This is a genomic window from Amycolatopsis sp. SID8362, assembly GCF_010550475.1.
GTDB classification, from domain to species: domain Bacteria; phylum Actinomycetota; class Actinomycetes; order Mycobacteriales; family Pseudonocardiaceae; genus Amycolatopsis; species Amycolatopsis eburnea.
The window spans coordinates 62,633-81,717 of sequence record NZ_JAAGNB010000966.1; the positions used below are offsets into that span (position 1 = coordinate 62,633).

21 protein-coding genes and 1 pseudogene are annotated in these 19,085 nt (G+C 68.3%); 16 read left to right on the forward strand and 6 right to left on the reverse strand.

From position 1 onward, the window contains the following. The first annotated feature begins 7 nt into the window (after positions 1-7). The 10 genes from G3I65_RS29930 (at position 8) to G3I65_RS29975 (ending at position 11,395) form a co-directional block, all read left to right on the forward strand. Entirely contained in the window at positions 8-493 is a 486-nt protein-coding gene (locus G3I65_RS29930; RefSeq protein ID WP_160699065.1) for a MarR family winged helix-turn-helix transcriptional regulator, read from the forward strand. Next, positions 490-1,908, forward strand: a complete 1,419-nt coding sequence (locus tag G3I65_RS29935) for an MFS transporter (RefSeq protein WP_203612543.1) — start codon at positions 490-492, stop codon at positions 1,906-1,908. Before G3I65_RS29930 ends, G3I65_RS29935 begins: the two co-directional genes overlap by 4 nt. A 507-nt stretch (positions 1,909-2,415) precedes the next feature. Further along, positions 2,416-3,675 (forward strand): hypothetical protein, encoded by a 1,260-nt coding sequence (locus G3I65_RS29940; RefSeq protein ID WP_160699067.1) that lies wholly within the window; start codon positions 2,416-2,418, stop codon positions 3,673-3,675. Positions 3,676-3,754: 79 nt separating this feature from the next. Beyond that, positions 3,755-4,243 carry a hypothetical protein gene (locus G3I65_RS29945; RefSeq protein ID WP_160699068.1) on the forward strand — a complete coding sequence of 163 codons (489 nt, stop codon included), beginning with the start codon at positions 3,755-3,757 and terminating at the stop codon, positions 4,241-4,243. A gap of 396 nt (positions 4,244-4,639) precedes the next feature. Then, positions 4,640-7,357, forward strand: coding sequence for an NB-ARC domain-containing protein (locus tag G3I65_RS58375; protein ID WP_160699069.1), 2,718 nt, complete (start codon positions 4,640-4,642; stop codon positions 7,355-7,357). Between the two features lie 424 nt (positions 7,358-7,781). Further along, positions 7,782-8,195, forward strand: coding sequence for an Lsr2 family protein (locus G3I65_RS29955; protein WP_160699070.1), 414 nt, complete (start codon positions 7,782-7,784; stop codon positions 8,193-8,195). A gap of 259 nt (positions 8,196-8,454) precedes the next feature. Then, positions 8,455-8,751, forward strand: a complete 297-nt coding sequence (locus tag G3I65_RS29960; RefSeq protein ID WP_309235801.1) for a DUF6545 domain-containing protein — start codon at positions 8,455-8,457, stop codon at positions 8,749-8,751. Continuing rightward, positions 8,748-9,194, forward strand: coding sequence for a nitroreductase family deazaflavin-dependent oxidoreductase (locus tag G3I65_RS29965; protein ID WP_160699072.1), 447 nt, complete (start codon positions 8,748-8,750; stop codon positions 9,192-9,194). Before G3I65_RS29960 ends, G3I65_RS29965 begins: the two co-directional genes overlap by 4 nt. An 11-nt stretch (positions 9,195-9,205) precedes the next feature. Further along, entirely contained in the window at positions 9,206-10,387 is a 1,182-nt protein-coding gene (locus G3I65_RS29970; RefSeq protein ID WP_160699073.1) for an amidohydrolase family protein, read from the forward strand. Positions 10,388-10,507: 120 nt separating this feature from the next. Beyond that, entirely contained in the window at positions 10,508-11,395 is an 888-nt protein-coding gene (locus G3I65_RS29975) for a 1-aminocyclopropane-1-carboxylate deaminase/D-cysteine desulfhydrase (protein ID WP_160699074.1), read from the forward strand. Positions 11,396-11,398: 3 nt separating this feature from the next. Here the strand turns inward: G3I65_RS29975 and G3I65_RS29980 are convergent, their stop codons facing one another. The 4 genes from G3I65_RS29980 to G3I65_RS29995 form a co-directional block, all read right to left on the reverse strand. Continuing rightward, the gene (locus G3I65_RS29980; RefSeq protein WP_160699075.1) at positions 11,399-12,346 is read right to left on the reverse strand and encodes a hypothetical protein; all 948 of its coding nucleotides are present in this window, start codon (positions 12,344-12,346) and stop codon (positions 11,399-11,401) included. Next, a complete protein-coding gene (locus G3I65_RS29985; RefSeq protein ID WP_309235798.1) occupies positions 12,307-12,903 on the reverse strand; it encodes a HupE/UreJ family protein in 597 nt (198 codons plus the stop codon). Before G3I65_RS29985 ends, G3I65_RS29980 begins: the two co-directional genes overlap by 40 nt. A gap of 15 nt (positions 12,904-12,918) precedes the next feature. Then, a complete protein-coding gene (locus tag G3I65_RS29990; protein WP_160699077.1) occupies positions 12,919-13,494 on the reverse strand; it encodes a copper resistance CopC family protein in 576 nt (191 codons plus the stop codon). Positions 13,495-13,588: 94 nt separating this feature from the next. Continuing rightward, positions 13,589-14,932: an MFS transporter gene (locus tag G3I65_RS29995; RefSeq protein WP_160699078.1), complete on the reverse strand. Its 1,344-nt coding sequence runs from the start codon at positions 14,930-14,932 to the stop codon at positions 13,589-13,591. Between the two features lie 48 nt (positions 14,933-14,980). Between G3I65_RS29995 and G3I65_RS30000 the strand changes: the two genes are divergently transcribed. Together G3I65_RS30000 and G3I65_RS59120 are read left to right on the forward strand one after the other, a co-directional pair. Continuing rightward, positions 14,981-15,331 (forward strand): metalloregulator ArsR/SmtB family transcription factor, encoded by a 351-nt coding sequence (locus tag G3I65_RS30000; RefSeq protein WP_160699079.1) that lies wholly within the window; start codon positions 14,981-14,983, stop codon positions 15,329-15,331. Positions 15,332-15,387: 56 nt separating this feature from the next. Continuing rightward, positions 15,388-15,590 (forward strand): annotated as a pseudogene (locus tag G3I65_RS59120) (hypothetical protein); the annotation flags it as partial. A 165-nt stretch (positions 15,591-15,755) separates the two neighbouring features. Here the strand turns inward: G3I65_RS59120 and G3I65_RS30005 are convergent. Beyond that, a complete protein-coding gene (locus G3I65_RS30005) occupies positions 15,756-16,535 on the reverse strand; it encodes a trans-aconitate 2-methyltransferase (protein ID WP_160699080.1) in 780 nt (259 codons plus the stop codon). Positions 16,536-16,605: 70 nt separating this feature from the next. On the opposite strand from G3I65_RS30005, the gene G3I65_RS30010 reads away from it, so the two are divergent. After that, on the forward strand, positions 16,606-17,190 hold the full coding sequence (locus G3I65_RS30010; protein WP_160699081.1) for a CGNR zinc finger domain-containing protein: 585 nt from the start codon (positions 16,606-16,608) through the stop codon (positions 17,188-17,190). 84 nt (positions 17,191-17,274) lie between these two features. Here the strand turns inward: G3I65_RS30010 and G3I65_RS57630 are convergent, their stop codons facing one another. After that, positions 17,275-17,421 (reverse strand): hypothetical protein, encoded by a 147-nt coding sequence (locus tag G3I65_RS57630; protein WP_239071540.1) that lies wholly within the window; start codon positions 17,419-17,421, stop codon positions 17,275-17,277. Between G3I65_RS57630 and G3I65_RS57635 the strand changes: the two genes are divergently transcribed. The 3 genes from G3I65_RS57635 to G3I65_RS30025 form a co-directional block, all read left to right on the forward strand. Continuing rightward, positions 17,384-17,692 (forward strand): aldo/keto reductase, encoded by a 309-nt coding sequence (locus G3I65_RS57635; RefSeq protein ID WP_309235802.1) that lies wholly within the window; start codon positions 17,384-17,386, stop codon positions 17,690-17,692. The genes G3I65_RS57630 and G3I65_RS57635 overlap by 38 nt on opposite strands. A 53-nt stretch (positions 17,693-17,745) precedes the next feature. Next, positions 17,746-18,384 carry an NADPH-dependent F420 reductase gene (locus tag G3I65_RS30020; protein WP_160699083.1) on the forward strand — a complete coding sequence of 213 codons (639 nt, stop codon included), beginning with the start codon at positions 17,746-17,748 and terminating at the stop codon, positions 18,382-18,384. A gap of 403 nt (positions 18,385-18,787) precedes the next feature. After that, on the forward strand, positions 18,788-19,085 hold a 298-nt coding region (locus G3I65_RS30025; RefSeq protein WP_203612544.1), incomplete at its 3' end, for a transposase.

A 19,085-nucleotide genomic window follows, 5' to 3' on the forward strand; every position in this document is an offset into this window, starting at 1 on the left:
TTGCCGCATGAACGAAGACCGAACGGACCCGTCGGCGGCACTCGCCGCGGGCCTGGACCTGGCTGTCCAGCGCTTCCGCGGCCGCCTCCGGGTCGAAGGGCTCCAGCTTCCGGTCCCCTGGACCAGGAGCCAGCTCGTCGCATTGGACCGCATCGTCCGCGGCACCGCTGTCACGACGAGTGAGCTGGCCGCGGCCGAGCACATGCGCCCGCAGTCGATGGCTCAGATCGTCTCCGCGCTGGAGCGCGACGGCCTGATCGAACGCCGTCCCGACACCGCGGACGCCCGCCGGAGCCTGATCGAGCCGACCGCCAAGGGACGCGAAGCCGTCCGGACCGCGTCCGCCTTGCGGAACACATGGCTCGCCGACGCTCTGGACCAGGAGCTGACCGGCGAAGAACGCGATCTCGTGCCGAAGCTGATCGAGATCCTCGACCGGCTCTCCGGGACGCGCGCCGTCCGCTCGCGCCCCGCGACGCCGGAGGACCGGTGAAGACCGTCGCCGGAACGCCCGGCCGGATCGCTCCCGGGTGGCGCTACCTGACTCCCCTCGTCCTCGGCTCGGCGCTCAACCCGATCAACAGCTCCGTGCTCGCCACCGCGTTGGTCGCCATCGGGCAGGCGTTCCGCGTCAACGCGGCGTCGGCGGCCGGCCTGGTCGCGGCGCTCTACCTGGCCAGCGCGATCGGCCAGCCGGCGATGGGCAAGCTCGCCGAACGGTTCGGGGCGCGGAAGACGTTCCTGACCGGCCTGGTGCTGGTCGCGGCGGGCGGGCTCCTCGGCGCACTGGCGGAGAACTTCACGCTCTTGCTGGTCGCCCGGGCGGTCCTCGGCATCGGCACGGCCGCGGGTTACCCGACGGCGATGATGCTGGTCCGGCGCTGGGCGGTCGAGAACCCCGGCGGCCGCGCCGAGGGCGCGATCGGCGCCCTCGCGATCGCGGGCCAGACGAGCGCCACGATCGGCCTTCCCCTGGGCGGCCTGCTGGTCGCGTTCGGCGGCTGGCGCGTGACCTTCCTGATCAACGTGCCCTTGGCGCTGCTGACTTTGGCCACGGCCCTGCGCTGGCTCCCCCGCCGCTCCCGCGAACGCGAGTCGTCGGTCCCCCTCGCCCGCGCCCTCGACCTGCCCGGCATGGCACTGTTCGCCGTCGCCATCACGAGCCTGATCGTGTTCCTCCAGGACCTGCACCACCCGCGCTGGGTACTGGCGGGGCTGGTGGTGGTCCTCGGCGCAGTGCTGCTCTGGTGGGAAACGCGGGCCGCACACCCGTTTGTCGACGTCCGGATGCTGGTGCGCAACCGCGCTTTGTCCGCTACCTACGTCCGCGTGGCGATCATGTTCCTGCTGAGCTACTGCATCCTCTACGGGTTCACCCAGTGGCTCGAGCAAGGACGCCACCTCAGCGCGGCCACAGCGGGTTACGTCATGGTACCGATGTCCGTGGCCGCGGCGCTCCTGGCCATCCCCTTCTCGCGCGGCGACAAGGTCCGGACCTGCCTGCTGGCCACCGGCATCGCCGCGGTCGCCGGTCCCGCGTGCCTGCTCACGTTCCACGCCACCACACCGGTCTGGCTGCTGATCGCGGTCACGATGGCGTTCGCGGTGATCTCCGGCCTCGGCGTCATCGGCAACCAGGCAGCGCTCTACCACCAGGCCCCCGCGGAGACGATCGGCGTCGCCGCCGGACTGCTGCGCACGTTCACCTACCTCGGCGCGATCCTGTCGTCCAGCCTGATCGGAGTCGCCTACGGCGAACGAGCCTCCGACGAGGGGTTGCACACGGTGGCCCTCGTGCTCACCGTGCTCGGCGCGGTTCTGCTCGTACTGACCGCGCTTGCCCTACGCCAGTTGCCCCGAAGCCAGGATGCCGGAGACGCGAAGAGCGATCGGGCCGAAAAGCCGTAACGTTTCGCGAGTTCGAAGGTCGTCCGCACCTTACCGGCGTGTTCCAGGTCGCCGGCGCCACGGCTGACAAAGGTCGGCGAACCGACCACCACGTCAGACTCGCCCGCATCGGCGATGCCGTCCCCGCTGAACCGCGGCGGTGGCGGGCAGCTGCGCGACATCGCGTCCGGAACGATTCGCTCCGGGAACAGATCACCCAGACAATCCGCGCACGTGCCCTGTGTCGCCGCTGAAACGTGCGGCACGGCCGAGGCCAGCCTCCAACTCCACCCCATTGGCGCATAACTGTTCACCGCTGAGTGTCATGGATGCCCCGCGAGTTACCCGGATAGCTGCTTGGACGCCGCGACGGTTCATGCCATGGTGATCTTGTCACGCATTGGGGTGAATGTCTGATTGCGGGTTGGGAGGCCCACAGTCCTCGCCTCACGTGGCTGTCTGCAGTCCAACCGCCGCTCCGCTGGAGCGGCTAGTGGTGCGCGCTCCCGTGCGCGCGAGGGGAATACCGTGAGTAGATCATTGCGCTTTTTGCTGTCCTTTTTCTTGATTACGACCGCGTCCGCGGTCGTGGCGCCGGCCGCCTTCGCAGCGCAAGCGCCACCGTTCTTCATCGTGGAGAAAGACCGCGTCACCCCGGTGCCTGCCGGTGACGGTCAGGCGAAGAACCAGTTCGGCGCGCCGATGGACACCCTGACACAGCGCCTCGCCCGGGAGCGCACCTTCACCACCCAGCTGTTCAACAAGGACGGCTCCGCCACCGTCGTACCCGGGCAGCCACGCGCGGCTGCTGCGGTCAGCCCCGATGAGTGCCTCGAGATCGACACCGGGGAGCCGAACTTCCAGCACAAGGACCGGTTCTCCAGCTGCCGCACCTACGGGTTCGGCATCGGCCGACCCGAGGACGGTTCGCTGACCTTCCTGGTCACCACCGCCTACACCGCAGCCACCGACGGCACCCAAGGCATCCGCGCCGACGTGTACATCCATGACGGCCAGGTGGAAGGCAACCCTCCGCCGGAGTGGTACGGCACCCAGGTCGGGATCCAGGTCATGTGCAGCGCGATCAGCACCAGCTGCTCCACCTCGGACATGACCCTCAAAACCATGGGCGAATGGGTCACCGGCGAACACCGCTTCTGGCAAACCATCATCCCCAGCGGCACCACCACCGCCCGCGACGGCAAGGCCTTCTACGAAGTCGGCCAGACCTTCTACGACCCGGTCACCAACACCCGCCCGGTCATCGACCGCACCGACTTCTTCCGCTGCGACACCGCCACCTACATCCCCGGCGCCGCCCAAGGATGCGTGTTCACCGCCCGCACCCCGGTCATGAACTTCGGCCCCGTCCGCAGCAAGTACCCCGACATCGTCGACCACATCGCCGCAGCCCAGTACCACCCGGAAACCACCAAACCCGGCACCTTCACCCTCATCCCCGGCTCCGTCGAGGCCGGCACCCCGCTGACCCGGCTCTACCCCGCCTACGACACCGCCACCTACAACCGCAATCACGCCAAAGCCGTCGCCACCTGCGTCGAATTCTGGGGAACCGGCTATACCCAAGGCGGTACCCTCGACTGCGACGAATACCCGTTCCGCTCCACCTACCAAGGCGCCGCCTACAGCGACAACGGCGGCACTGTCGGCTACTCCGCCAAACCGATCGCCCTGTCCCAGAACCGCAGCGCCGGCAACGACGTCGGCACCTTCTACAAGGACTACCGGATTCTCGACAGCGACGGCTACTTCGTAAGCGCAACCTGATCCGGCACTCGCCATCAGGTAAACCGGGTTGGTGCGCGGACCCCAGGTTCGCGCACCAACCCCTGCTACCGTGCAACCCATGACCGTGATCCAACGGGTCCACCGCACCGTCGCCGTCTATCCCGGGCTGTTCTTCCTCGCCAACGTCACTCCCACCGGAACCGAGATCCCGAGCGACCTCGTCGACGGGCTGCTCGACGCCGGCGACATCTGCGCGTTCGGACCGAACGGCATCGCACTCGCCAGCGCGTTCCAGTCCCACATCATCACGGTCAATATCGAACTCCCTGCCGAGCCCTTCGACGACCCGAAACCGACCGACGATCCCCTCCTCCACACCCAAAGCGGCACTTTTGTCTTCGCCGGCAGCAAGCTGCAGTTCGCGACCCCTGACTTCATACAGCCCGAAACTCAGTTCACCGTCCCCGCATCCGGCCACCGCGACGTCGTGATCACACGCCGCCTGCTGGTATCGCCCTCCTCATTTACACCGCCGCTCGACAACGCCAACCCCACCGGGCTCGAGCACTGGACGATCACCGTGCTGCCCGGATACACCAACCGGTAACGCGCGGTCTAGCCCGAGACCGACAGGGTGGCGCCACGACGCAGGCCGCCGCTCGGCAAGGGCAGGCGACACAGGCAGCGACCCAGCGGCGGCTGGCGTCTCGGGGTTCGACTGCTTCAACTGGGCGGCCTTCAAACACCGGTCCTCCAGCAGAGGGCGGAGCGCTGGGCAAGCAGGTTTTGGGCGAAGCAACCGCGGTAGCGGGACTGGCGGATGAGCCGGTGGCTGGCGCGGTTGTCGGCCAAGCATGTCCTCCAGGCCACCGCCCGGGTCAGAACCTCGAGGGCCCCGCTTCGAAACCAGATGCCTCTAGTGCAGTGACTACCTTTCCTGCCGAATTCTTGCGACCGTGGTCCGGTCCCGCACTTTGCGGGACCAGGTGAGGGAGGGTGGGCGATGGTGGTGGCGGAGCGGGGGTCGGGTTCGCGGCATCATTTGATCGTGGTCGCGGATGTCGAAAGCTTCGGGGACCCAAGCCGGACGGCGCCGCATCTGCAGGCGGTACGCGATGGGCTCGACACGGTCATGCAGGCAGCGTTCGCCGCAGCCGAGGTGGTGTGGGAGAACTGCTACCGCGAGATGCGCGGAGACGCCGTCGTCGCGCTTGTACCGGCAGAGGCCGACAAAACGGCGTTCGTGGAGAGGGTGCTACCAACGCTGGTCACGCGGCTGCGGGTGCACAACGACACCCACCCCGACCCGCAACGGCTGAGACTGCGTGTCGCGCTGCACGCCGGCGAAGTCGGCTACGACACCCACGGCATCTCCTCCGCCGCACTGATCCGAACATTCCGACTATGCGACGCCCCGCCCCTGAAAGCAGCGCTGGCCGCCTCACCGGGAGTGCTGGCAGTGATCGCCTCGGACGGCCTGTTCGACGACGTCATCCGCCACACCCCAGCCACTGCACCCGCCACCTGGCGCCCCGTCCCGGTCACGGTGAAAGAAGCCGACACCACCGGCTGGATCACTCTCCCCGACCACCCCTACTCACCCAACCCCATACCGCCAGGTAGAGGCGGAGGCGCCGGGCATCTCCATTTCGGCTCCAGACGAGGCTCGAGCGTTGTGGTTCCGCGGCAACTGCCCGCTGCAGTCCGGGACTTCGCCGGCCGCGCCGGACACCTGGCCGCACTCGACGCCCTGGCCCCACCCGACCCCGACCACCACAACCTCGATGAACCGGAAACTCGCTCGGTAGTGATCACCGCCGTCGACGGGGCAGGCGGGATCGGCAAGACCACCCTTGCGCTGCACTGGGCCCACCGCAACCAGCACCGGTTCCCCGACGGCACGCTGCACATGAATCTGCGCGGCTACGGCCCCGGTACTCCGGCCACACCGAGTGAGGCGCTAAGCGGATTCCTGCGCGCCCTCGGGGTCGCGGCCCGCGCCATTCCCGCCGAAACGGAAGAGCAATCGGCGCTACTGCGGTCGCTGCTGGCAGGCAAACGAATGCTGATGGTGCTGGACAACGCCCGCAGCCCCGAGCAGATCCGGCCCCTGCTGCCCGGCGCACCCGGCTGCATGGTCCTGGTCACCAGCCGCGACAGCCTCACCGGACTGGTCGTCACCGACGCCGCCCACCGCCTCACCCTCGACCTGCTCGACATACCCGAAGCACACGCTCTCGTCACCGGCATCCTCGGTGCCCAGCGGGCCGCCGCCGAACCCGACGCCGTCGCCGACCTCATCCGGCTGTGCGCACGGCTACCGCTGGCGCTACGGATCGCCGCCACCCGCGCCGCCGCCCACCCCCACCACAGCGTCGCCGACGTGGTCACCGACCTGGCCGACGACCGCACCCGCCTCGACATCCTCAGCGACACCGCCGACGAACGCGCCACCATCCGCGCCGTATTCGACTGGTCCTACCAGCAACTCCCACCCGAACACGCACGACTATTCCGGCGCCTCGGCCTGCACCCCGGGCCCGATCTCACCCTGCCCGCCGCCGCCGCACTCGCCCAGCAATCCCCCGCCGACACCCGGCCCCAACTAACCGCGCTCGCCGCCGCACACCTGATCGAACCCACCGCGAGCGGCCGCTACAGGTTCCACGACCTGCTCCGCGCCTACGCCGCCGACCAGGCCACGCACCACGACACAGCCGACGACCGCCATCGCGCCATCGAATCCCTGCTCACCTGGTACACCCACACCAGCTGTACCGCAGACCAGCTCGTCCACCCCTGGTTCGGACGGATGCCGGCGGCCGTGGCCGAACCCGATCACCAGCATCCCGTCCCGGACATCGACCAGGCGTGGGCCTGGCTCACCAGCGAACGCACAAATATCCTGGCGGCGTTGCAGTATGCCGCCGACCACCAACTCCACCACCACACCATCCCACTCGCTTATGCCTGCCGCTTCCTCCGCTCCGCAGGCAGCCTGCAAGAAGAGCTCGAAGCTTGCAGTCTGGGAGTCACCGCAGCCCAGAAGGCCGGCAACCGCGCACAAGAAGAAAGCCTTGTGGCCCTTCGGGGAGAGATAGCGTCTTCGCTCGGCGCCTGGGACCAGGCTCGAGAGGACATCGACCGCTCAGCGGCTCTCGCCGAACACCTCGATGATGGCGCCCGCCGGGGCTGGAATCTCAACGACCGCGGGCTGATGTTCCTGCGCCGGGGCGAGTTCGAAAAGTCGCTGCGGTGGCTCGGCAAGGCGTTGCCGCTGAGCAGGGGAATTGACTCTGGACGCATGGAGGCAGTCGTGGAAGGCAACCTCAGCGCCGCCCATACTGGCCTCGGCCAGTACCAGCTCGCTCTCGAGCACGGCGAGCGCGGCCTACTCCTGCGACAACAGGTTGGAGACCACACCGGTGAAGCGTACGCATTGACTCAGTTGGCACGTGCCTGGCGAGGGCTGCAGGCACCCAAGCAAGCTATCCAGCTGTGCCGAGCGGCCATCGACATCGGCCGCAGCGCGCCCATCAACCGCGACAAGACCATCGCGGAACCGCTGGATGTCCTCGCCAGCTGCCTCCACGACCTCGGCCACACCGAAAAGGCGATCGCCTGCTGGCAAGAAGCCGCCACCGTCTACGACGACACCGGCTACCCCGACCTCGCTACCGAAATTCGCCAGCGCATCCAGGACGCCCAAACCACGCCCTAGACAGGGTCTATGTCCGGGAATAGGCCGACCTCGCGGGCCGAAGATCCCCGGTGGTGGACGGCCCGAAGGGAGCCGCCAGGGAACTGTGACCGACCGTGGGACTGATCTTGATGAAGTCGTCGCGACACGACTGGGAGTGCCAAGGTGTGATGTCCAGGGAGGTTGATCAGCCTGGTGACCGGCGACATCGTCAAAAGTGTCGAACATGCAACTTGCAGATTCACGTTGCCCACCGCCTCGATTTGCAGCCCACCGGTGACTTGCCTCCAGGAGCTGTCGACTCGACTGAGCGGCACATCGCTCGCGTTATTTTTCGATCCACAACAAGGCCGGTTTCACAAACGCGATCACCGTGGATAGAATCCATCGAAGCGCAACAACGACCAGTCCACATTACTGGTATATACCGCTTTAAGGAGAAGAAATGGCTCAGAAGGTCTTCGTCGAGATGCTCGACGACCTCGACGGAACCCCCGCTACGCACACCGTCCCGTTCGCCCTCGACGGCATCACCTACGAGATCGACCTTTCCGACGAGAACGCAGCTGCTTTACGCGATGAACTCGCCCGCTACATCTCCTCCGGCCGCCGCACTGGGGGCCGGAAGGTCCGCGTCGCCACTGGCCAATCGACCACCTCCAGCGCGACCGATCGTGAGCGCAACCAGCAGATCCGATCGTGGGCCAACGCCAACGGCTACGAGGTCTCCGAACGGGGACGCCTGTCCTCCGAGGTGATCGCCGCGTTCGAGCAAGCTCAGACTTCCGAGATGGAGGCGCCCGAGAAGGCTCCCCGCAAGCGGGCTGCCCGGAAAAGGGTTGCCGCCTCCAGCCGGTAGGCAAGATGGCGGCCGGTCACCGGGGAGACGAAGCTGCTCCTCGGCGACGAGGACACCTGCCCTCTTCGCCGAGGAGCAGCCGACCTCTCCCTCGCTCCGGGTACGGCCATCCGAATATTGAAGGCGATCTCGCTCCCGGCAGCGGTGGCAGTGGTTATTCATTTTCTGTCACGTCGGGTCTGACTCGATAAAGCGCGAATCCGATCTCAGCGTCCCTGACGCACCAAGGAGCCTGGCTTCGGTCAGCCTGTCCCCCTGGCTGGACACGCTGCTCCCCCACCGGATCGGCCACCGGTACTGGCGACGTGTGATCGAGATCCGCGACGGCCTCCTGCAGCTCAGCCCCCAGCTCGTCGACGCGGGCTTCGACTCCAGCCGCCCCGCCGAGCAACAACTCGATACCTTCCGCCGCGCACTCCAGCTCCAGGCCGGCGGCCACACGCCGACCAGCCGGGCAGGCGTGCTCGTCGCCGCTCCCGAAGACGTGGACATCAACTCCGATGTCCGGCAGCTCATCCACCTCTCGCGGGCGCTGGCCCGGGAAGGAGCCTCGTGACCACGGTTTCGAACTCCGAGATCCGTGACCGCAACCTGCAGATGCTCGAGCGGATCCGCTCGCAGGATCCCCAGCCGCACCGCGAGGGCTACTACGCCCTACGCGTCTTGACGGTGACCGGCCGGACCAGCGGCAAGCCGCACGCCGTTCCGATCGCGCTCGTGCAGCTCGACGGCATCCAGTACGTCTGCTCCCCCGACCGCCGCCGCGACTGGGTCCGCAACCTGCTCGCGGCCGGGCAGTGCACCATCGCACCAGACGAGCACGAGACCCGCAACGCTCTGCTCGTCGAGGACGCCGCCGGCGCGGCAGCTGTCGCCCAGTACCTCAGCCGTCTCCCCCGGGTCTCCGACGAATGGCCGTTCCCCGGTGACGCACCGCCGGAGCAGGTGCTGCCCTTCATGCGGCAGATCGCCGTCTTCCAGCTCCGCGTCCCCGCCTGAAAGGCCCCCCGGTGCCCCGGCAGCAGCTCTACACCGCCGACCAGGTCCTCCCCGGACCCACCGGCGAGCGGATCCCCGACGGCGCCGTGCTCGTCCAAAACGGCACGATTCTCCTCGTCGGACCACGCGCCGACGTCGAAGCCCACGCGTCTCCCACCGCCGAACACCGGGACTTCCCCGGCGCAACGATCCTTCCCGGATTGATCAACTGCCACGTCCACCTCGTGTTCGACGCCTGCGGCGACCCGGCGCAAGCAGCCGCCCAGGCGACCCACACGGAGCTGGCCGGCCGAGCGGACCAGCTCCTGCGCTCCGGCGTGACCACCGTCCGCGACCTCGGTGACCGCGACGGCTTGGCCATCCAGTTCCGGAACCAGAACCCACAGGGACTGCGGATCGTCGCGTCCGGCCCGCCGGTCACCGTCCCGGAGGGGCATTGCTGGTTCCTCGGCGGCGCGGCCGACGGCGAAGCCGAGCTCCGAGCGCGGGTGCGGCAGAACGCCGAGCTCGGCGCGGACGTCATCAAGGTCATGGCCTCCGGCGGCCAGATCACCCCGAACTCGCCGAAGATGTGGGACACCCAGTTCACGACGGCCGAGCTGGCCGCCATCGTCGACGAAGCCCACAACGCCGGCCTGCCCGTCGCGACCCACGCCCACGGCACGGACGCAATCGCCGCGGCCACCGACGCCGGGGTCACCACCATCGAACACTGCACCTGGCTCCGCGAGGGCGGAGGCGGCTACGACCTGCGCGACGACGTCGCCGCCAAGATCGCCGCACGCGGCATCTTCGCCTGCGTCGCCTGGCCCTCGGACTGGCGCGGCTTCATGGACCGCCTCGGTTCCGCCCGCGCCGACCAGGTCGTCAGCCGGTCCGCCTGGATGGCAGACCACGGAATCCGGATGATCCCCGGCACCGACGCGGGCGCCGGGACCTCGGGCTTCGACGACTACGCCGGCGCCCTCGAGCTCTACGAGCACCTCGGCTTCGACCGCGCCGACATCATCGAGATGGCCACGACGACGAGCGCGGAGGCGCTGGGCGTCGGCAATACGACCGGGCAGCTCGCACCAGGTCTTTCAGCGGACCTGCTGGTCACCGCAGGCGACCCGCTCACCGACCTCGCCAACCTGCGCGCGCTCCAACTGGTGGTCGCCAGGGGGCAGAGCATCGCGATGGCGGTCGAGTGACAACCTTTCGCTACTTCACCCGGGCTGCGACCTCGAACTTGAGTAGCGGCGCCGCGATGATGCCGGTTTCGTCCCAGCAGCCTGGCAGCTCCGTCCCAAAGAGGTATTAGGCTGCGAGGGGTGAGCTCGAGCGAAGACGGGAATGGCAGCTTTGCGAGCCTCCCGTCGCCGCTCGTAGAGCTGAACGACGAGCGGCTCACACGTCACGGGGTCCACCTCCAGCTGAAGCGAGATGACCTCGTCAACCCGGAGATACCCGGCAACAAGTGGCGAAAGCTCCGGTACAACCTCCAGGCCGCCAAGGAACAAGGCTGCTCCAAGCTGCTGACCTTCGGCGGGGCGTTCTCCAACCACATCCGCGCGACAGCAGCCGCCGGCCACCACTTCGGCTTCGAGACGGTCGGCGTCATCCGCGGCGAGGAACACAACCCGCTCAACGAATCGCTCGCCTACGCCGTCGAACACGGCATGGTCTTGACCTACCTCGACCGCGCCACCTACCGCCGCAAGACCGAACCCGACGTGCTCGCCGCGCTGAAGGACCGGTTCGGTCCCTGCTACCTCCTCCCTGAGGGAGGCAGCAACGGCCTGGCCGTACAGGGCACCGCCGAACTCGTCGGCGAGATCACCACAGAATTCGACGTCATCTGCTGCGCAACCGGAACCGGCGGCACGCTGGCCGGTATCGCCGCCGGGTTGGCCGGCCAGCAACGCGCACTCGGCTTCGCGGTACTCAAGGGTGGAAAGTTCCTGGAGGAAGAAGTCCTTCGCCTGCAACGGGAAGCCTATGGCACGGCTACCACGAACTGGACCATCGAGGTCGACTTCCATTTCGGCGGTTACGCCCAGCGCACCCCGGCGCTCGACAGCTTCGTCGCCGACTTCCACGAGCGCCACGGCGTCACGCCGGATTGGGTGTACGAGGCGAAGATGCTCTACGGGCTGTTCGCCCGCATCGAGGCTGGCGCTTTCCCGCCGGGAACCCGGATCATCGCGGTGCTGAGCTAGCGATCAAGCCTTGCCGTGGTAGGCCTGCTGGGCAGCCTTCGAGACATCGGTGCCACACCGCTCCAGGCGCCACTCGCCGCTGTTGATGGCGAAGTCGCGGCCGAACCCGAGCCACATCCCGCTCATCCGTCGCCCGGCAGGATCGACCACCATCTGAAGTGTGCCGTGGTAAAAGGCTCCCTTGTAGTAACCAGTCGGCGAGGTTCCCTCACGCCAAGTGCCGGTCGCGACCGCCATGTCCTTGCTCAGCTCCAGGTGCAACCGCGAGCCGCTCGAATGCGGCAGGCTGTGACCGAGCAGCCGGGAACCGTGCGTGCGCAGTACTACGTAGTGCTCGCCGGTCAGGACTTTGCGACGACCAGAACTCGGATACTCGTACTGGCTGTGCCAAATTCCGGTCAAAGTGCCGCCTTCTTCAGGAACTTCGGTTACCGGATGGGCGGCAGCGGTATCGGTCGCCAGGGCCCAGCCGGCTGAAGCCAAGGACAACGCCGCGCTTGCTTTCAACAGCAGAGACCTTCGGCTGACGGTGTTGGTCCCGGCGTGGGACCACGTCGAAGCCATCTGTGCCAGGTCACGCACATCGATGTCCTCGAGCCGGGCCGCGATTTCCTGCAACCCGTCCGGACCCGTGGGTTTCAGCTCGACCAGCTGCTGGCGCCTCCGATGCGCCTCGTCCGACGCCCTGAAGTCGGGAGCATCCGCGATGAGGTCGGCGACGCTGCATTCGTAGAGCGCCGCCATCCGCCCGAGTACGACAAGAGAGGGCGCGTGCCCGGTGTCCGACGGCCACAACTCCCAGTACGAGAAGTTCTTGAACGTTTTCGGCTCATCGGGCCACCGCGAATTCCAGTAGTCGGCGACGTCCCGCTGGCTCCAATCGTGCACCAGCCGCAACGCCACCCGCATGTTCACGTTGTAGCGCCCGGTGAACACTTGCGCGATCTCCACCCAAGTCTTTGACTGGGCACGGAGCTCAGCAGACAATTGCCGCTGCTCCTGTCGCGAACTTCGCGGCGAGATTGCCCGATTTCGACGCCGACGTTGAAGGCGATCACGCGGCCGAACAGGCCGTCCTCGGGGAGGCCAAGGTCCTGCAGCCGGGTCGACAGGCCGAGACCGTGAACGAGCCCGAAGGCGAACACGCCGAGGCCGAACCAGCCGACCACACCGACGAACACCAGGCTGAGCGCGATGACGATGTCCACCACGGTGGCGTCGACGCGCCAGCCCGCGAGCGTTCCGGCGATCAGGGTGGTGCTGTGGCCGAGCACGAACACCGAGATCAGCTTCGCCGCGCGGCGAAGCTCTCCCGCGAGCAAGACGATCCCGGCGATGAACAGCAGGTGATCCCAGCCCAGCAGCATGTGCTCGATGCCGAGCGGGATGAACTCGAGGGTGTTCTTATCGGCAGCGGACCCCGAGATCCCGTGCGCCGACGCGGCCGGGGGCGAACACGACCGCGGAGACGAGCACGGCGGTCCCGGCGGCCGGCCGGGCCACGACACGCGCAGGAAACACGGTCACTCCTTGCCGGACGTCGAGGGACCTCGACGGCGGGCGACGAGCACACCGCCGATCACCGCGAGAACCACGATCGCGATGAGAACCCAGCCCCAGGCCGGGAATCCGCTCCCGGAGTCGTTCTGCGCCTGCGGTTGCGGCGTGACGCTCGTGACCGGTGCGGAACTGGTGGGCGCGGCCGAAGACGACGTCGCCGAAGTGCTCGACGCAACCGCGGCGGTGAGTGTGAAGTTCACCGTGCCCGACACCGGATCTCCGTCCTCGGAGGTGACCTTGTAGGCGATGACGTACTTCCCGGCGGGACCGGCCGGGGTCACCGGCACCGTGACGACGGCGTCGACGACGGTCGGCGCACCGGTTTCCCACTTCCTACCGTCGGCGCCGGTCACGGTGATCGTGTTGGGCTTCACGGCCTCACCGAAGGTCAGCTCGATCTTCGACGGCGCCGTCGCCAGCGAAGCGCCTTCGGCCGGGTTGCTGCTCTTGAGCCCGGCGTGGGCGGAGGCTGGAACCGCCGTCGCCAGCAGCGCCGTGGCAGCGGCGAGCACGGTCGCGGCGACGTGCCTGAACTTCATCGGTGCGTCCCTTCGGAGTGGACTGTCCCTGCGATTGCAGTAGTCGTCCAAAACGTCCGTTCGGTTCCCGACGTCACCCGAACATCCGAGGTGATCAGCGGGATACGGGCCAGCGCCGGTGGTAGCGGTCGATGACGAACTCGTGACTGTGCCGGTATACGCCGTCGCCGACTTCGGTGGCATCGTCGAGGTGGTCGTGCTCGCCGAGGTCGTCGTGGGTGTGCTCGAGGTACGCGGGATCGGTCCGCGGCCAGGCCAGCACGGCTGTGGCGAGCCCGGCGACCGCGAGGACAGCCAGCACCAGCCAGGCCACCGTAAACCCGGCAGCGGTGGCGACCCAGCCGGCGACCGGGTAGGCCAGCAGCCAGCAGGCGTGTGACAGCGAGAACTGGGCGGCGAACACCGCTGGCCGGTCGCTCGCGGCGCTCGACCGGCGCAGCACCCGCCCGACCGGCGTCAGCACCAGGCCGGTGCCGGTGCCGATGACCGCCCAGACGATCAGCACGGCCGCCCAGCGCCAAACCCCCGACGACGCCGTGGACAGCGCGATCGCGCCGACGATCCCGGCCAGCAGCACGGCAGCGCCGGCAAGCATCACCCGGCGCTCGGGGACGCGGTCCAGCACCCGTGGCAGCAGCAGCGCGACCAGCATCGTCCCGACGCCGTTGCCCGCCAGCAGCAACGCGACGTCGGCCTGCGGCCGGCCCAGCTCGCCCTGGACGTAGTTGACGGTGTTGACCATGACGACCGACCCGACCGCCGCGACGACCAGGTTCACCCCGAGCACGCCCCGCAGCCGCGGCGTCGCGGCGTAGATCCGGACCCCGGCCAGGGTGCGGTCCCAGACCCCGCCACGACGGCTGCGAACCGCGTCCGGGATGCGCGTGGTCACCACCAGGACCGCCGAGGCGAGGAAGCCGACCGAGGTGCCGGTGAACAGCCAGTGGAAGCTCACCACCGTGAGTACGGCCGCGGCGAGCATCGGGCTCAACAGGCTTTCCATCGTCGAAGCCAGCTGGGACGCCGACAGCGCCCGCGTGTAGTCACGCTCGTCGGGCAGTATGTCCGGCAACACAGCCTGGAACGTCGGGGTGAACGCTGCCGACGCGGACTGCAGCACCACGATCAGCACGTAGATCTGCCACACCTGCGTCACGAACGGCAGCGCCAGCACCACCAGCGCCCGCGCCACGTCCAGGCAGACGAGGAACACCCGCCGCGGGACGCGGTCGGCGTAGGCACCCGCGATCGGCGCGACCGTGACGTAGGTGATCATCTTGATCGCCAGCGCCGTCCCCAGCACCGCACCGGCCTCGGCGCCGGCCAGCTCGTAGGCCAGCAGCCCGAGCGCGACGGTCGTCAGCCCGGTCCCGAACAGCGCCACCAGCTGGGCGGTGAAGAGGTGCCGGTAGTCCCGGTGTGCGAACAGCGAGGGCATGACGGAAGACTCCTGGGTGACGACGGTTCGCCTCCATGATAGGTGCACATGTACGCACACGACGAGTCTGGTGACCAATGGTCCCAGCTGCCGCCCGCCGCGCAGGTGGAGGCGGCCACGAATTCGCTGCGCATGCTGGCCGACCCCGGCCGGATGCGGATGCTTTGGCTGCTCAGCGGCGAGGAGTACGACGTCGCCTCACTGGCCGAGGCGATCGGCATCGCGCGACCAGCGGTCTCGCAGCACCTGGCGAAGCTGCGCCTGGCCGGGCTCGTCAGCCAGCGCCGCGACGGACGGCGAGTGCTCTACAAGGCGCGCGGCGGGCACGTCCGGCGGCTGCTCGTAGAGGTGCTGAATGCCGCTGACCACCACCTGCACGACATCCCCGACCACGACTAGCCGGCAACCGTTCCCCGGACCGCCTACTTCTTCCTGTCCCGCGAGCCGACCGGCCGGGCTTCAAGAACGTCCCGCGGCTGCGGATCTGCCGACCTACGACATTCCCCGGGACGCGCAGGTCAACGGACAGTACAAAGTGGACGCCTTCGCCCGGGAAAAGCACAACCCGCGCTCGGAGCACGACGACTTCGCCAACGTCACGGGCCAGCGCCTGATGAACCAGGTCGTCCGCTGCATCAACAGCGGCAAACGCTGCTCCCCGAAAACGTTCCGCGTGGGCCCGCGGATTGCGGCCCCACGCGCCACTCAGGCTCATTCGAGACGGTCCCGGGCCGAGCGCTCGCCCATCGCGGGCTGGTGCGCCATGCCACGTCCTCCGTGCCTTGACGAATCTTGTTCACGATCCGCCCGGCGATCACCCGGCTCAAACCATCGACGCTCCCGTGATCGCGCAGACGAGACGATTCCCGCCGTGCTGCCAGAGCGTGCCCACCTCGGCGAACCCGGCGGCTCGCAAGGCACGCTCGTGAGCGGACAGCCGAGCCGACTCGGCACCGCGGTGTCCGGCAGCCGGGCCGGCTCCTCTCCGAGCGACGAGCTCCGCGAGAGCCGGGTCCTCGGTGACGCCGCCCCACCACTGCCGCCAGTCGTCGAGGCTTTCCCCACGCGGGCCGGCGGCCCGCCGGAGCAGGTTCCGCTCGAGTTCCGCGATCCCGGGCGCGGCGTCGTCCACACCGAGGTCGTCGCCGTTGAGGAGAACGCCGCCGGGGCGCAGCAACCCGGCCAGCTCGCCGTAGGCGACTCGCAGCTCCGGCTCGGGCAGCCAGTGCAAGGCCGTCGTGCTGACCGCGGCATCGACCGGCCCACTCAAGGCCAGATCAGCACCCCACACGGAGCGGCCCAGGTCCGCTTCGACGAAGCGCAGGCCGGGCCGGTCGTGGTGGGCGGCGTCCGCCAGGCCGAGCAGCAGCGGGTCGGCGTCGACCGCGACGACCGTCGCCGCCGGGATCCGGTCGAGCACCCGCACCGCCAGGGAACCCGGCCCGCAGCCGAGGTCGAGCACCAGCGGGTCCGGGCGGCCGCAGGCGGCTTCAAGTGCGTCGAGCAGCACGGTGAAGCGCTCTTCTCGGTGCGGAACGTAGGTCTCCTGCTGGCGGTCCCACCGGCTGATCCACGTTCGTGCGTGCTCGCTCGAGATCGGCATCCCAGCCTCCTGTCACCGTCTTCTATAGTGGACGACAGTCACAATCGCAGGATGAGGTGTAACTGGTCAAGTGGAATTCGACAGTCACTACAGCGGGCCGGTGCGGGTCGCCGTCCTCCTGGTCAACGCACTCACCTCCGGCGAAGAACGCGGCCGCCGCTTGGTCGTCCCCGTCGACGACGACCTCCGTGAAGCCGCCACCACGGCCTTGCGCGCGGCGGGGGAAAGCACCGAAGATCTGCCGCTGCTCACCGACACGGAGGCGGAGGCGATGGTGCAGGTGGCCGAAGAGCTGGCTCCGATCTTCGCCGCGGCCGCAGAGGCGGATCACGATGGCGCCGCCGAGCGGGCCAACCGGCTGCTGGAGCACTACGCCACGCAGCCCCGGCTGGTCCGCCACCTCGGCCAGGACTTCTGGCACCTGCACTTCGCCGGAACCCGCGACGGCGTCGCCGGCGAGTGGGCCGGAGCGTGCGCCGCGGCCTTGGCTGTCGTCCTCGGCAGCGCGGCCCGCGACCGGCTCGGCATCTGCACGGCGCCGCGATGCGACCGCGCCTACGTCGACACCTCGCACAACGGCAGCCGCCGGTTCTGCTCGACGGCCTGCCAGAACCGCGTCAAAACTGCGGCGTTCCGAGCCCGCAACCGAAACTGAAGCTGGACGAGGGGGAGGTGCGCGCCGACCCGCGCGGTCAACCGTAGTCCGACGCAGCCTCACCCGCCGCGCAGTCGAAATGCGTCATTTCGTGGCGGACGCGTAGGCCAGGAATCCGAGCTGACCCTGGCCGATGACGGCGAACCCGGCAGCTTCGGCCAGCCCGCCGAGCCGCGCATGCGGGTCGTCGAGCATCCGCGGGCCGCTCACCGCCCCAACCAGGTGCCGCACGAGACGAGACCGCGGCGGCCGGAGGTCCGCCAGCAGCAACCGGCCGCCGGGCCAAGCTGCCGACCATCACGTCGTCCGCGCCATCGCGCGACAGCACGGCGCCACCCCCGCCCAGGTCGCCTTGGCCTGGCTGCTCCACCTGTCCCCGAACATCCTGCTTATTCCCGGGACAACCAGCGTCACCCACCTCAAAGACAACCTGGCCGCCGATCGACTCCGGCTCGCACCCGACGAGATGCGCGAACTCAACCAGGTCGCAGCCACGGCCTGACCTGCGATCAATGTGGCCACGAACCTCAACCGCATTGGCGTCGACAAAGCGCCATGGATAACCGGTCGGGCGAAAGTCCTGCCCAGGAGAGGAAATCGGGGGCCGCAGGCGGCGTCGACGTCATCCTGGCAGCCGACCATCTCGGCAACGCACAGGAGGTCGCCGACGGAATCGGGCCGGGGGTGAAGGTCGCCGAGACCGCCGACGCCGTCGCACGCGGTGACCAGGTCGTCTTCGCGACGTGGTTCGCGACGACGAAGGACTTGCTGGCCACCTACCGAGACCAGCTGGTCGGCAAGATCGTGATCGACCCGTCCAACAACATCGAACCCGACGACGCCGGAGGCGTGCGCAGCCTGAACCCCGACGGAGTGTCCGCCGGGCAGCAACTTTCCCAGCTGTTGCCGGACGGAGCCCGGTACGTGAAGGCCTTCGGCACCCTTCCCGCGGAAGCGCTCGACGCCACCACAACGGACGCCGGTGCAACGCCCGTCCTGTTCTACGCCACCGACGACAAGAAGGCAGGCCTGGTCGTGGCCGACTTGATCTCCGCGGCGGGCTTCGATCCAGTACGCGCAGGCGGCATCGACGCCACCGGGCGAATCGAGGTCTTCGGCGACTTGCATCCATTCGGTGGACTAGACGGACGACTCCTCGATCGCCGCGAAGCGGAACGGCTCGTGAAGGGCTGACCTGAAACCGAACACCGGCAAGAGGTGGCACAAGCTTGTCGACAGTCTCAGCACGGCTACGCGGGGCACCGGTGAGATAGCGGGCCTGATGGTACGCATCGGGTCACCGATCCACCGGAATGAGCAGGCAGCTCACCCGCCCCGTCGACACCGCTGCCTACTGGGAGCGAGCCCCCGTTACCTTCTTCGTAGTTCCTGATCAAGGAGCTGTGGTCGCCAGGCCCGGCATGACTTACGCCCCCAGTCGAACTCATGATCCGGGGGGTGGTGTCACCGGGTCTGGTGGCATCGACCGACCGCTGATAGGGACACGGCCACCATCTGGTAGGTCTCGTCGTAACGTGGGTGCCGGCGCTCGATGCCTGATCGGTGACCACATCGCGGCGAACGAACGGCATGGTGGATGAGCAGCACTCTCAGCGTGTTTCTCGGCCTGGACGTCGGCAAGGACAACCACCACGCCGTCGGCCTGGACCCCGACGGCAACCGACTGCATGACGGGCCATTGCCCAACACCGAACCGAAGCTGAAGGCGTTGTTCGACAAGCTCGCCGAGCACGGGGCGCTGCTGGTCGTGGTCGATCAGCCGGCCACGATCGGCGCGTTGCCTGTCGCGGTCGCCCGCGCCGCAGGACATCAGGTGGCGTATCTGCCCGGCCTGGCGATGCGCCGCATCGCCGACCTCTACCCCGGCCGCGCCA